We start from the raw sequence: 13,628 nt of genomic DNA on the forward strand, positions 1-13,628 counted from the left end.
CAGCTCAGGGCCGTCCCAGAATCTGGTTTACCAGCGTCTGCAATGCCTGCAGTTCGAACGGTTTGCCCAGCAGGTGCATGCCTGCTTCCAGGAACCCGTCCCGGGCCATGGCCGTTTCCGCGTAGCCGGTAATGAACAGAACCGACAAGCTCGGGCGCAGGTTACGGGCAATCTCGGCCAGTTGACGGCCGTTCATGCCCGGCAGGCCGACATCAGTGAGCAGCAGGTCAACGTGTCGGGTCGAGCGCAGTACCTTCAGCCCGTCACTGGCATTCGCGGCACTGTGGCAGGCGCAGCCATTTTCGCGCAGGGCCTGGCACAGCAATTGGCGCACATCCGGATCATCTTCGACCACCAGCACGCGACGGCCCCGACCATTCTGCACGGGCAGCATCGGCTCATCCGACGCCTGGGCTTGGCCCAGGTGGCGCGGCAGGTACAGTTCAACCTGGGTCCCTTGGCCGATCTGGCTATGCAGGGTGACATGTCCGCGTGACTGCTTGCTGAAACCGTACACCATCGACAAGCCCAGGCCGATACCCTGGCCGATCGCCTTGGTACTGAAGAACGGCTCGAAAGCGTGCTCCAGCGTCCTCTGCGCCATGCCCTGGCCGTCATCGATGACACGCAGGCGCACATAGTCACCGGCACACAGGGCACCGTCAGTGACATGCCCGGCACCAATAGACTGGTTACTCGCCTCGATGCGCAGGTGGCCACCACTGGGCATGGCTTCGCAGGCATTGAGTAGCAGGTTGTCGAGGGCTTCCTGTAATTGCGCGCCATCGGCTTCGACAGGCCACAAGCTCTGGGCGATGTCCACCTGCAGCGTCACGGCTGGGCTCACGCAGGCCATCAGGCGCTTCGATTGGAGCAGAGCGTGCAGGTCGACGCGCTGGCTGTGCAGCGATTGCCGGGAAGAGAACGCCAGTAGCCGGTGGGTCAGCCGGCTGGCGCGTGACACCGCTTCGCGGCCCATGCGCAGCATGGTGTCCACGCCGTCGCTGCGGCCTTGCTGCAGGCGTCGCTCGATCAGTTCGAGACTGCCGCCGATGCTGGTGAGCAGGTTGTTGAAATCATGTGCGACCCCTCCGGCCAATTGCCCGATGGCTTCCATTTTACGCGCTTGGTGGCGGGCGAACTCGCTACGCTCTCGGGCCTCGCCGGGCGTTATGCCCTGAGCTTGCAGGCGTAGCTGCAGGTCAAGCAATTGGTCGCGTACCAGGTACTGTCGGCGTCGGTTGCGCAGCGCGAACTGGGCCATCTGCAGCAGCTGAGCGTCTTCGAACGGTACAGCCAGCCGCATCAGATTGCCTTGCGGAAGGTGACACGAAGCCGTGACGCTGCGATCGCCCTGGGTGAGCAGCACGATGGGCAGGTCCGACCAGTTGGGTTGCTGGTCGAGGAACGCTTGCAGCAACGGACTCGGGCCTGGGTCGAAGACTTGCTCGGCAATGAACGCCAGGCCTGCGCCTTCAGCCAGTCCCGCCTGCAGTTGGGCCAGGTCCAGCGCGCACAGGTTATCGATGCCGGCACCGGCGAGCAACCGAGCGATGTCTGCGGCTAACGGCGACGGCGCCAGGATCAAGGCACGTTCGTCCAGCGCCAACGAACTGGCCAAAACGTTACTCCGATAAGGGTGGTCCGATACCCACTGGACCGTGGCCACGGTCTGGGGGTTCAACCCAGTTGCAACATTGCCTACAGGCCCTGTTGCAACACAGGGTCGTCCGGGTTCTGCTGTTCCAGTTCCGCCAGCAGCACCTGCACATTCTGCAACTGGCCGGTTTCTTTCCAGTACTGGATGAGCAACACTCGTGCCCGGCGATTGGCCGGCTGCCGGTTGATCACGGTTTCCAGTTGTTTTTGCGCCGCATCGTACTGTTCCAGTTCATGCAGGGTGATCGCCAGGGTGTAGCGGTAGTCGGTGTTGTCCGGGTCCAGCTCGACCGCACGGGACAAGGCCAGCAGGGCGTATTCACGCTGTTCGTGGCGGTTGAGCCAGAGGCCTAGCTCGTACTGCAAGAACGCCGAGTCGGGGCTGAGAGCCAGGGCCTTGGCCAGGACTTGCCGCGAGGCATCGTGATGACCCTGGCGTTCCAGCAGGCGGACCTGGGTCGCCAATGCATCGAGGTTGCCGGGGGCTACCGCCAGGGCGCGCTGCAGGGCCGCGGCGGCGTGCGTGTAGTCGTTTTCGTGCAGGTACAGGCGCGCCAGGTGTACTTGGGCGTCAGTATCCTCGGGCTGTTCCTCCAGGGCCTGTTGATACTGTTCGAGGGTGGCCTGCAGCGGGCCGAAATACAGGCCGATGGCTTCCGGGTCGAGGCCTAGCAGGGCGTCCACGGCGGCAAAGCGCACGCTTTGCTCGTCGTCATCCAGCAGCGGGCCGAGCACCAGGCTACGCTGCGCCGCAGGCAGCAGACGGCGGATGCTGGCGATGGCCGCCCGCCGTACCAGAGGGTCGCCGTGGTCGAGGTCCTGGCGGGCAAGTTTCAATGCCTGCGGCGAAGGATAGTTGGGCAATTCGGCGTACAAGGCGGCACGCCGAACCGCAGGCAGATCATTGCGTTGCAGCTGCTGGTACAGCACCCGCGCAGCGCCGGGCTGGCCTTCGTGGGCCTGGCGCAAGGCCTTGGCATAGCTGTGTGCAGGCAAGGGTGGCGGGGCTGGCTGGTCGTCGCGCCACAAGTATCCGAACAGGGCCGATACCAGGATCAACAGCAGCAGGGCGATCAGGTAGCGGTTGCGTCTGGGCATCGGACGATCCGTGGCGGCGGGAAGGGCAGAGCTTGGGGCAGGTGGGGGGGAAATGCAACCGGGTGGGGGCTGTCAGGTGCCTGGCTCGAGTTTAGCGGTGGGGCGGAAATCGAGCGCCCGATATACCCCCCGGACCATAAAAAAGCCCCGCGGGCCTTCGCCTGCGGGGCAAACGGTTGGGGGAGGTGCCAACCAAAGGAGTCGTTGAAACAGGTCGAATCAGCGGGCGCTGGCGACGGTCTCCGGTTGCCAGCCGCCGCCCAGGGCCTTGTAGATCGAGACGATGCCGCGGTACAGCTCGACCTCGCCCTGGGCTTGCGCATCTTCCGCACTGAGCCGCTCACGCTCGGCATCGAGCAGCACCAGGTAATCCACCGTACCTTCGCGGTAACGAATCGAAGCCAGCTCCGCTGCCTTGCGGCTGGCATCGCTCTGGCGCATCAGCGACAACAGCCGCTGTTGGGTCTTGTCGTAATCGCTGAAGGCATTGGCCGATTCTTCCAGGGCCAGCAACACCTGCTGTTCATAGTTGGCCAGCGCCCCTTCGGCATCGGCCTTGGCACCGCGCAGGCGGGCCCGCACGCTGCCCAGGTCGAAGGCCGCCCAGGTGATGCTCGGGCCCAGTGCCCAGGCGTTGGCCGCCGAGGAACCGATCTGCGAGCCGCGGGCGGCAGTAAAGCCAAGGAAGCCGCTGAGGCTGACGCGGGGGAACAAGTCGGCCGTGGCTACGCCGACATTGGCCGTGGCCGCCGCCAACTGGCGCTCGGCGCTACGGATGTCCGGGCGACGACGCAGCAGCTCTCCCGGGTCTCCCACCGGCAGAGCCTTGGCGATCGCCGGCAAGGCCTTGGGCGACAGATCGACGCTGAGCGCTTCGGGGCGTTGGCCAAGCAGGGTGGCGATACGGTGCCGGGCGCGGGCCTGTTCCGCCTGCAGTTGCGGCACCGTGGCTTCGACCCCGGCCAGGCGCGCATCGGCACGCACCACGTCGAGGTCATTGCCGACCCCGGCGTCACGCAGGGTTTCGGTGATGGCCCGCGATTCCTGTTGGGTCTTGAGGTTGGCCAGGGCAATTTTCTCGCGCAACTGCGCGCCGCGCAGCTGGCCGTAGGCATCGACCAGCTCGGCGATCAGGCTGACCTGCAACTGCTGCAGGTCGGCTGCCGCCACCGCTTCCTGGGCTTCGCTGGCCTCGATCTGGCGCTGGATGCGGCCGAACAGGTCAAGCTCCCAGGCCATGTCCAGGCCCAGGTCGTAGCGCTCGCTGTTCACCCGTTGCGTGGTCTGGCCGGGGATCTGGCCCTTGCCGATTTCACTGCTGGCGCGGCTGGTGACTACCGGGAACTGATCGTTCTCGGCGTCTTCAAGGATCGAGCGGGCCGATTTCAGCCGGGCGAAGGCCACGCGCAGGTCACGGTTGCCGTCCAGCGAAGCCTGCACCAACTGGTTCAGTACCGGGTCGTCGAACTGCTTCCACCACAGGCTTTCGAAGCGGCTACGGTCGTAGGCCTTGGCCTGTACGTCGCTGCTCAGCTGCGCGGGTTCGGTGGCCGGAGCCTGGTAGTCCGGGCCTACCGCGCAGGCCGCCAGGGCCAGCGCCAACAGGCTCGGGGTCAGGGGTTTGAGCAGGTTCATGCATGGCTCTCCAGCGAGTGAACGCGTTCGGCCTTGCGGGCCTGGCGGCGTTCGACGAAACGGCGGATCAGGAAGAAGAACACCGGGGTCAGGAACAGGCCGAACACGGTCACGCCGATCATCCCCGAGAACACCGCCACACCCATGGCATGGCGCATTTCCGAGCCGGCACCGGAGGAGAACACCAGCGGTACCACACCCATGATGAAGGCAATCGAGGTCATCAGGATCGGCCGCAGACGCAAGCGGCAGGCTTCCAGCACCGCGGCCAGCGGATCGAGGCCTTCGGCCTGCTTGTCCTTGGCGAACTCGACGATCAGGATCGCGTTCTTGCACGCCAGGCCGACCAGTACGATCAGGCCGATCTGGGTGAAGATGTTGTTGTCACCGCCGGAAATGATCACCCCGGTAATCGCCGACAGCAGGGTCATCGGCACGATCAGGATCACCGCCAGCGGCAGGCTCCAGCTTTCGTACTGAGCGGCCAGTACCAGGAACGCCAGCAGTACGCACAGCGGGAAGACGAACAGCGCGGTGTTGCCCGCCAGGATCTGCTGGTAGGTCAGGTCGGTCCATTCGAAGGTCATGCCGTTGGGCAATTCCTCTTTCAGCAGCTTCTCGATTGCCGCTTCGGCCTGGCCGGAGCTGTAACCTGGAGCCGCAGCGCCGTTGATTTCCGCAGTGATGAAGCCGTTGTAGTGCATGACCCGGTCCGGCCCGGAGGTGTCGCTGACCTTGAGGAAGGTCGCCAGCGGGATCATCTCGCCAAGGTTGTTGCGCACCTTCAACTGGCCGATCTGTTCGGCATCGAGGCGGAATTGCTGCTCGGCCTGGACATTGACCTGGTACGTGCGCCCAAAGCGGTTGAAGTCGTTGGTGTACAACGAGCCCAGGTAGACCTGCAGGGTGTCGAAGATGTCGGTGATCGCCACGCCGTGGGTCTTGGCCTTTTCCCGGTCGATGGCGGCATCCACCTGCGGCACGTTGACCTGGTAGCTGGTGAACAGGCCCGCCAGCTCCGGTACGTTGCGGCTCTTGGCGATGATGTTCTGGGTTTCCTTGTACAGCGCTTCGTAGCCCAGGTTGCCGCGGTCCTCGATCTGCAGGCGGAAGCCGCCGATGGTGCCCAGGCCTTGTACTGGCGGTGGCGGGAAGATCGCGATGTAGGCGTCCTGGATATCGGCGAACTGGGCATTCAGCGCGGCGGCGATCGCGGCGGCCGACTGGCTCGGGTCCTTGCGCTCGTCAAACGGCTTGAGCGGGGTGAACACGATGCCGCTGTTGGGGCTGTTGGTGAAGCCGTTGATCGACAGGCCAGGGAAGGCTACCGAGTCGGCCACGCCAGGTTGCTTCAGGGCGATCTCGCTCATGCGCTTGATCACCGCCTCGGTGCGGTCGAGGCTGGCCGCGTCAGGCAACTGGGCGAACGCTACCAGGTACTGCTTGTCCTGCGCCGGCACGAATCCGGTCGGGGTGGACGAGAAGCCCAGGTAGGTCAGGCCCATCAGGCCGGCATACACGAACAGGGCGATACCGCTGGAGCGGATGACCCGGCGCACGCCACCGACGTAGCGGTTGGAAGCACGGTCGAAGAAGCGGTTGAACGGCGCGAACAGCCAGCTGCCCAGCAGCCTTTCCAGGAACCGCGAGAAACGGTCCTTGGGCGCATGGTGATCCTTGAGCAGCACCGCTGCGAGGGCCGGCGACAGGGTCAGCGAGTTGAAGGCCGAGATCACCGTGGAGATCGCGATGGTCAGGGCGAACTGCTTGTAGAACTGCCCGGTGAGGCCGGAGATGAACGCGGCGGGCACGAACACGGCGCACAGGACCAGGGCGGTGGCGATGATCGGGCCGGTCACCTCGCTCATGGCCTTTTGCGTGGCATCCAGCGGTTTCAGGCCCAGGCCGATGTTGCGCTCGACGTTTTCCACCACCACGATGGCGTCGTCGACCACGATACCGATGGCCAGGACCAGGCCGAACAATGACAGCGCGTTGAGCGAGAAGCCGAACAGGTGCATGACCGCGAAGGTACCGATCAGCGAGACCGGCACGGCCAGCAGCGGGATGATCGAGGCGCGCCAGGTCTGCAGGAACAGGATCACCACCAGCACCACCAGCACCAGCGCTTCGAACAGGGTGTGCACGACCGCTTCGATCGAGCCACGGACGAACACGGTCGGGTCATAGACGATGCTGTAGTCCATGCCTTCGGGGAAGTCCTTCTTCAGCTCGGCCATTTTTGCCCGCACTTCGTCGGAAATCTCGATGGCATTGGAGCCTGGGCGCTGGAAGATCGGGATGGCCACCGCCGGCTGGTTGTTCAGCAGCGAGCGCAGGGCGTACTGGCTGGAGCCGAGTTCGACCCGGGCGATGTCCTTCAGGCGGGTGATTTCGCCATCGGCGCCGGCACGGATGATGATGTTCTCGAACTCTTCCTCGTTGACCAGGCGGCCCTGGGTGTTGATCGACAGCTGGAAGCTGGTCGAGCCCGGGGCGGGTGGGGCGCCCAGCTGGCCGGCGGCCACCTGGCGGTTCTGCTCGCGGATCGCCGCCACTACGTCGCTGGCAGTGAGGTTGCGCGAAGCGGTCTTGTTCGGGTCGAGCCACACGCGCAGCGAGTAGTCACCCATGCCGAACAGTTGTACGTCGCCCACGCCGCCCAGGCGCGCCAGCTCATCCTTGATGTTGAGGATGGCGTAGTTGGACAGGTAGAGCATGTCGTAACGGTTGTCCGGCGAGGTCAGGTGCACGACCATGGTCAGGTCGGGCGAGGCCTTGTCGACGGTGATACCGATGCGGGTCACTTCCTCGGGCAGCTTGGGCTGGGTACGGGTGACACGGTTCTGTACCTGCACCTGGGCATTGTCCAGGTCGGTGCCCAGGGCGAAGGTGATGGTCAGCGTCAGTTTGCCGTCAGCGGTGGATTGGGAAGACATGTACAGCATGTTCTCCACACCGGTGATGGCCTGCTCCAGCGGTGCCGCGACGGTTTCGCCGATGACCTTGGGGTTGGCGCCGGGGAAGTTGGCACGTACCACCACGGTCGGCGGCACGACTTCGGGGTATTCGCTGATCGGCAGCTGGAACAGCGAGATCGAACCCGCGATCAGCAGCACCAGCGACAGCACCGCGGCGAAGATCGGCCGGGTAATGAAGAATTTCGAAAAGTTCATCGGTGTGGTCCCTTAACCGCGTGGCGCCGGGGCGCTGGCGACTTTCACGTTGTTGCCCGCCACCTTCGGCGTCGGGTTGCTGGCCTCCAGCGCCTGGCGCTGCTGGGCGAGGGCGGCGAGGGTCTGTTCGCTGGCCATCGGGGTCTCTTCCGGGGTGACCGGCGAACCTGGGCGGACGCGCTGCAGGCCCTTGACCACGATACGGTCGTCCTTGCCCAGGCCGCTGCGCACGATGCGCAGGCCTTCCAGCTTCGGCCCCAGCTCCACGGCGCGGTAGGCGGCCTTGTTGTCCTTGTCCATCACCAGCACGAACTTCTTGCCAAGGTCGGTGCCCACGGCTTCGTCATTGATCAGCACGGCTTGGTACTGGGCGCTGCCGACGAGCTTCAGGCGCGCGTACAGGCCCGGGGTGAACTGGCCGTCGCTGTTGTCGAACACTGCGCGACCACGGATGGTGCCGGTGCGCGGGTTGACCTGGTTGTCGACGAAGTTCATCTGGCCCAGATGCGGGTTACCGGTTTCGTTGGTCAGGCCCAGGTACACCGGCGTGCTCTGGCCACGCTGGCCTTCGCGGGCCAGCTGGGTGTACTTGAGGTACACGCGCTCGTCGGCGTCGAAGTAGGCGTAGACCTTGTCGGTAGACACCACGCTGGTCAGCGGGGTGACATCGGCAGTGACGATGTTGCCGGCAGTGAACTGGGCACGGCTGATCCGGCCGCTGATGGGCGCGGTGACGCGGGTGAAGCTGAGGTTGAGGCGTGCCAGGTCAAGCTGGGCCTGGATCGCATCAACCCCGGCGCGGGCTTCGGCGGCGGCGCTGCTGCGCGATTCGGCAAGCTCCGCGGAGATGGCGTTGCTGTCCCGCAGGCGCTCGCCGCGGCGCGCTTCGTTGGCACTGCGGATGGCAGTGGCCTTGGCCTGCTGCAGTTGCGCTTCGAGGCGGCGGACCTCGGCCTGGAACGGGCGTGGGTCAATCTGGAACAGCAGGTCGCCTTTCTTGACCTGGGCGCCTTCGGTGAATGCCACCAGGTCGATCTGGCCGGACACCCGTGGGCGTACTTCGACGGTTTCCGGGGCCTCGAGGCGGCCGGTGAACTCGTCCCATTCGTTGATCGGTTGCTCGATTACCTTGGCCACACTGACCTTCGGCGCGGTGGGAGCCTGCACAGCGTCGGGGGTTCGGCCGCAAGCGCTGATCACCACCACTGCCAGGGCAGCGAGGGGAAAGCGCAAGGGTTTGAGTGATTGTTCCATGGAGAACTCCGCCAATGTATTAGTAGTGGGCGGAGTGTGAGTGTCTTGCGCGCGAGGCACGAATCGAACGAGACGAAGGTTATTATCACGCTGAATGATATCTGCGGACGATTCATCGACGGCGGCCATGGCGCGGCTGCCAGGCCGCGTGCCAGGGCGCCCTGCTGCGTGCAGTCAGGGCGCCGGCGCCTGGGTGCATTAGCCGGGTTCAGCGCGGCCACTGCAACCTGAGGCAGCCGGCAAATCGGCGCGTCAACGCTGACTGTCGCCGGTGCCCTGGCGCCCGGTGCCTTCCGAGCCACTGCCATCCATTCCCGGCAAGTCGCGGTTGTCGTTCTGCTTCGCCGGCGGGCTGTCGGGGTCGTTGCCCTTGATGCGCGGGTCGGTGTCCCGTGGCATGGGCTTCTCGATCGGGTTGAGGGTGCTGTCCACGCCCGGTTTCGGGGCCGGGTTGTGCGGGTCGTCGGGGTAGGTGGGGCCGGTACCGGCCGCCAGGGCCAGCGGCGTAGCGAGCAGGGCGATCAGCAGGATGCTTGGACGGTGCATGGCAGGCTCCTTTGCTTCGGGTAGGGCTGATACTTCCTTTCGGCCCTACCCGAAACGTCAGGGTGCCATTACCCCGATCAACGGTTACACCACCAGTGACAGCAACAGGATGAAGATGATGCCGACGATCGACAGGATGGTCTCCATCATGCTCCAGGTCTTGAAGGTTTCCGCCACGGTCATGTTGAAGTACTGCTTCACCAGCCAGAAGCCGGCGTCATTGACATGCGACAGGATCAGCGAGCCGGCACCGGTGGCCAGCACCAGCAACTCACGGTTCACCCCTGGCACCAGGTCGATTACTGGCGCAACGATACCGGCGCCAGTGATGGTGGCGACCGTGGCAGAACCCGTGGCGATGCGGATTACCGCAGCCACCAGCCAGGCCAGCAGGATCGGCGAAATCTCGGCCTGCACGGCCATCTGCCCGATCACGTTGCCCACGCCGGTATCGACCAGCATCTGCTTGAAACCACCGCCGGCACCGACGATCAGCACGATCGCGGCGGTCGGTGCCAGGCTCTGGTCGAGCATCTTCATGATCTGCTGGCGGTTGAAGCCACGGGCCGCGCCGAAGGTATAGAAGGCCAGCAGCAGGGCTGCGAGCAGGGCGGTGATGGGGTGGCCGATCAGGTCCATCCACTGGCGCACGATGTGCTCGGCGGGCAGCACCACGTCGGCGAAGGTCTTCAGCAGCATCAGCACCACTGGCAGCAGCACGGTGACCAAGGTGATGGTGAAGCTCGGCAGGTTGCCCTGGTCGGATTCCTTGGCGATCTGGTCCATCAGCTCCTGCGACGGGCTGCCCGGGATGTAGCGGGAGATGAAGTTACCGAACAGCGGGCCGGCGATGATGGCGGTCGGCAGGGCCACGATCAGGCCATAGAAGATGGTCTTGCCGATGTCGGCATGGAAGATGCCGATGGCCAGCAGCGGGCCCGGGTGCGGCGGGACCAGGCCGTGCACCACCGACAGGCCGGCCAGCAGCGGAATGCCGATCTTGATCAGCGACACCCCAGAGCGCCGGGCAACGATGAATACCAGCGGGATCAGCAGCACGAAGCCGATCTCGAAGAACAGCGGGATGCCCACCAGGAAGGCGGCGAACATCATGGCCCAGTGCACGTTCTTCTTGCCGAAGGCGCGAATCAGCGTTTGCGCGATCTGGTCGGCGCCGCCGGAGTCGGCCATCAGCTTGCCAAGCATGGTGCCCAGGGCGAGCACGATGCCGACGAAGCCCAGCACGCCACCAAAACCGTCCTGGAACGATTTCATCACCTTGGCCACCGGCATGCCGGAGGTCAGGCCAAGGAAGCCGGCCGCGAGGGTCAGGGCGACGAAGGGGTGGACTTTGAAGTGGGTGATCAGCAGGATCAGCCCGACGATGGTGACCAGCGCGTCGAGCAGCAGGAAGGTATCAGTAGCCAGTCCGAACATGGTTTGAAGGCCTCGGTATTATCGTTGTTTTGGCGTAGATTTTTGAAACTTTGCCCGCAGGTACGGGTCGGGTAGCGCTGTCTTTGCCAGGCCGATGAAGCCGCCGTCAGGCGGTTTGTGCCAGGCTCCGCTCACCGCGCTGCTTTAGCCAGCTGTCCACCGCCTCTGCAAGCGCATCGACCGGCTGGGTAGCGTCAAGTGCCAGGGTCAGGGGTTCGCCGCGGGGTGATTCGAGGGCGGCGAATTGGCTGTCAATGAGGCTTGCCGGCATGAAATGCCCAGGGCGAGCCAGCACGCGTTTTTCCGCCTCGGCGGGCGACAGTTCAAGGAACACGAACACCAGCCCGGGCATGGCCTGGCGCAGGGTTTCGCGGTAGCGGCGCTTGAGCGCCGAGCAGGTCAGGATCGGCCGCTCGCCCGCCTGGGTGGTCGCCTGCAGTTCCTGGCCGAGGCGCACCAGCCAGCCGGCACGGTCGCTGTCGTCCAGGGGAATGCCAGCGCTCATCTTGCGGATATTTTCGGCAGGGTGGAAAGCGTCGCCTTCGATCAGGCGGCCACCGCTTCGGGCGGCGATGGCAGCACCGATGCAGCTTTTGCCGCAACCGGCCACGCCCATCACCACGATGGCAGACAGGGGAGAATTCATCAGTACCTCCTGCGGGTGAGATAGCGCTGTCTCGTCGTCGACGAACAGACACCTCCCCGGTGTTATTGATCTTGTCCTTACGCAGTATGGACGCCCGGCGGCGAGCCGATGATGGCTGCGACCAAAGATTACATTGCCTGCATCCTGAGACAGCGCTACCTTAGTGGCCGTTCCCCTTCCTTGCAAGTAGTAAAATTACAACATTCATGTCCCGCACCGGCTCTCGTACCACAGGTCGTCCTACCCTGGCTGAAGTTGCCAGACATTCCGGGGTTTCCCCGATTACTGCATCGCGCGCCCTGCGTGGCGTCAGCACGGTTGCCCCGGAGCTGGTGGAGAAGGTCCTTGCCGCAGCGGCGAGCCTGGGCTATGTGGCGAACCCGGCAGCCCGTGCCCTGGCCTCGGCCCGCAGCCAGTCGGTGGTGGTGTTGATCCCGTCGTTGTCCAACCAGCTGTTCATCGACACCCTGGAAGCCATCCACGATGTCATGCGCCCGCGTGGCTTGGAGGTACTGATCGGCAACTACCACTATGATGTGGCCGAGGAAGAAAACCTGATCCGCAATTACCTGGCCTACCAGCCTTGCGGCATGCTGCTGACCGGTTTCGAGCGCAGCGAGGCGTCGCGGCAAATGCTGGCGGCCAGTGGTGTGCCTTGTGTGCACATGATGGAACTGAACGGCGATGCCGGGGCATTGTCGGTCGGTTTTTCCCAGCAGCAGGCCGGCCGCGCTGCGGCGCGCCATTTGATCGAACGCGGGCGCAAGCGCCTGGCGTTCATTGCTGCGCAGCTCGACCCACGGGTGATGCAGCGCGCCGAAGGCTTCCGCCAGGCGCTGGCCGAGGCCGGCTTGCAGGCGGCCGAGCTGGAAGTGCTGGCGCCGGAACCGTCTTCCATCGCCCTCGGTAGCGCGCTGTTCAGCCAATTGCTGCAACAGGCGCCGGATGTCGACGGCATCTTCTTCTGCAACGACGACCTGGCCCAGGGCGCGGTGCTGCAGGCGTTGCGCCAGGGGGTGGAAGTGCCGCGGCAGGTGGCGATGGTCGGTTTCAACGACCTGCCGGCTTCGGCGCACATGGTGCCGCGGCTGACCTCGATTCGCACGCCCAGGGCCGCCGTGGGGCGTGGTGCGGCACAGGCGCTGCTGGCGTTGCTGGATGGCAAGCGGGTGGCGAACGCCCAGCAGGACCTTGGCTTCGAACTGATGGTGCGGGAAAGTTCCTGATTCGCCTCTGGCTAAGTGCTGCGTTCGGTAACGCGCCTGTTGCGTGTACGCGCTGATAGCACTGTGCTTGCATGGCCCCGACGGCGATCTATGCTCAGGACACCGCGCATACAGGAGGCCGTCGCCATGTTCGATTTTCATCGCCAATCCGATCTGGTCGAGATCCAGCGCAGCCATAAGGCGTTGGCCGGTTTGCAGGCCAAGCTGGCGGCAATCAGCCGCGCCATGGCCATGATCGAATTCGCTCCCGACGGCACCATCCTCGACGCCAACGAGCGTTTCTCTCAGGCCATGGGCTACAGCGCCGACGAATTGCGTGGCAAGCACCACCGGCTGTTCTGCGATCCTGACTACGCAAAAAGCGCTGAATACCAGCAATTGTGGCGTGAACTGGGGCAGGGCAAAGCCATCAGCGGTACCTTCGAGCGCATCGACAAGGCGGGCCGCGAGGTCTGGCTGGAGGCCAGCTACATGCCAGTACTGGACGAGCAGCAGCAGGTCAGCAGCGTGATCAAGGTCGCGGCCGATATCAGCCAGCGGGTGGTCGAGGAACACGAAAGCGAAAGCTTGCTCAAGGCTATCAGCCGGTCGATGGCGGTGATCGAGTTCACCCCGCAAGGCCGGGTGATCACGGCCAACCAGAACTTTCTCGACACCATGGGCTATCGCCTGGAAGAGGTGGTCGGCCGCCATCACGGGCTGTTCTGCCTGGCGCAGGAGCGCGAGTCGGCCGGCTACCGCGAGTTCTGGGCGTCGCTCAACCGCGGCGAATACCATTCGCACCGCTTCGAGCGCGTCGACAAGCACGGCCGGACGGTCTATCTGGAGGCTTCCTACAACCCGATCTTCGACAGCAAGGGCCGCTTGTACAAGGTCGTCAAGTTCGCCCGCGACATCACCCGCCAGGTCAGTACCCAGCAAAGCGCTGCCGATGCCGCCCATGCCAGCTCG

General features: G+C 64.6%; 9 protein-coding genes and 1 pseudogene. 2 read left to right on the forward strand and 8 right to left on the reverse strand.

The window, feature by feature from the left end; all coding sequences use genetic code 11:
* Positions 1 to 4: 4 nt before the first annotated feature.
* The 8 genes from JKP78_RS01155 to JKP78_RS01190 all read right to left on the reverse strand — a co-directional run bounded on the left by JKP78_RS01155 (position 5) and on the right by JKP78_RS01190 (position 11,451).
* Positions 5 to 1,621 carry a response regulator gene (locus JKP78_RS01155; RefSeq protein ID WP_200625877.1) on the reverse strand — a complete coding sequence of 539 codons (1,617 nt, stop codon included), beginning with the start codon at positions 1,619 to 1,621 and terminating at the stop codon, positions 5 to 7.
* Between the two features lie 80 nt (positions 1,622 to 1,701).
* The gene (locus tag JKP78_RS01160; protein ID WP_186685806.1) at positions 1,702 to 2,757 is read right to left on the reverse strand and encodes a HEAT repeat domain-containing protein; all 1,056 of its coding nucleotides are present in this window, start codon (positions 2,755 to 2,757) and stop codon (positions 1,702 to 1,704) included.
* Between the two features lie 219 nt (positions 2,758 to 2,976).
* Positions 2,977 to 4,392, reverse strand: coding sequence for an efflux transporter outer membrane subunit (locus tag JKP78_RS01165; RefSeq protein WP_186685807.1), 1,416 nt, complete (start codon positions 4,390 to 4,392; stop codon positions 2,977 to 2,979).
* Positions 4,389 to 7,568, reverse strand: a complete 3,180-nt coding sequence (locus JKP78_RS01170; RefSeq protein ID WP_186685808.1) for an efflux RND transporter permease subunit — start codon at positions 7,566 to 7,568, stop codon at positions 4,389 to 4,391. Before JKP78_RS01170 ends, JKP78_RS01165 begins: the two co-directional genes overlap by 4 nt.
* 12 nt (positions 7,569 to 7,580) lie before the next feature.
* Positions 7,581 to 8,822, reverse strand: coding sequence for a multidrug efflux RND transporter periplasmic adaptor subunit MexE (mexE, locus tag JKP78_RS01175; protein WP_200625878.1), 1,242 nt, complete (start codon positions 8,820 to 8,822; stop codon positions 7,581 to 7,583).
* Between the two features lie 252 nt (positions 8,823 to 9,074).
* Complete coding sequence (locus tag JKP78_RS01180; protein WP_170030111.1) at positions 9,075 to 9,368, reverse strand: hypothetical protein; 294 nt, start codon at positions 9,366 to 9,368, stop codon at positions 9,075 to 9,077.
* Between the two features lie 84 nt (positions 9,369 to 9,452).
* Positions 9,453 to 10,805 (reverse strand): GntP family permease, encoded by a 1,353-nt coding sequence (locus tag JKP78_RS01185; protein ID WP_170030110.1) that lies wholly within the window; start codon positions 10,803 to 10,805, stop codon positions 9,453 to 9,455.
* A 106-nt stretch (positions 10,806 to 10,911) separates the two neighbouring features.
* Entirely contained in the window at positions 10,912 to 11,451 is a 540-nt protein-coding gene (locus tag JKP78_RS01190; RefSeq protein WP_170030109.1) for a gluconokinase, read from the reverse strand.
* Positions 11,452 to 11,657: 206 nt separating this feature from the next.
* Here JKP78_RS01190 and JKP78_RS01195 point away from each other — a divergent pair, with 206 nt between their 5' ends.
* Both JKP78_RS01195 and JKP78_RS25330 read left to right on the forward strand, forming a co-directional pair.
* Positions 11,658 to 12,677 carry a LacI family DNA-binding transcriptional regulator gene (locus JKP78_RS01195; protein WP_186685810.1) on the forward strand — a complete coding sequence of 340 codons (1,020 nt, stop codon included), beginning with the start codon at positions 11,658 to 11,660 and terminating at the stop codon, positions 12,675 to 12,677.
* Positions 12,678 to 12,908: 231 nt separating this feature from the next.
* Positions 12,909 to 13,586: pseudogene (locus JKP78_RS25330) on the forward strand (PAS domain-containing protein); the annotation flags it as partial.
* Positions 13,587 to 13,628 lie beyond the last annotated feature (42 nt).

This window comes from Pseudomonas sp. LAM2023 (assembly GCF_016620375.1).
In the GTDB taxonomy this organism is placed as follows: Bacteria; Pseudomonadota; Gammaproteobacteria; order Pseudomonadales; family Pseudomonadaceae; genus Aquipseudomonas; species Aquipseudomonas anuradhapurensis.

Coding starts and splice junctions, on each gene's coding strand:
- JKP78_RS01160 (WP_186685806.1), bottom strand. CDS start 2,757: ATGCCCAGACGCAACCGCTACCTGATCGCCCTGCTGCTGTTGATCCTG.
- JKP78_RS01165 (WP_186685807.1), bottom strand. CDS start 4,392: ATGAACCTGCTCAAACCCCTGACCCCGAGCCTGTTGGCGCTGGCCCTG.
- JKP78_RS01170 (WP_186685808.1), bottom strand. CDS start 7,568: ATGAACTTTTCGAAATTCTTCATTACCCGGCCGATCTTCGCCGCGGTG.
- mexE (WP_200625878.1), bottom strand. CDS start 8,822: ATGGAACAATCACTCAAACCCTTGCGCTTTCCCCTCGCTGCCCTGGCA.
- JKP78_RS01180 (WP_170030111.1), bottom strand. CDS start 9,368: ATGCACCGTCCAAGCATCCTGCTGATCGCCCTGCTCGCTACGCCGCTG.
- JKP78_RS01185 (WP_170030110.1), bottom strand. CDS start 10,805: ATGTTCGGACTGGCTACTGATACCTTCCTGCTGCTCGACGCGCTGGTC.
- JKP78_RS01190 (WP_170030109.1), bottom strand. CDS start 11,451: ATGAATTCTCCCCTGTCTGCCATCGTGGTGATGGGCGTGGCCGGTTGC.
- JKP78_RS01195 (WP_186685810.1), top strand. CDS start 11,658: ATGTCCCGCACCGGCTCTCGTACCACAGGTCGTCCTACCCTGGCTGAA.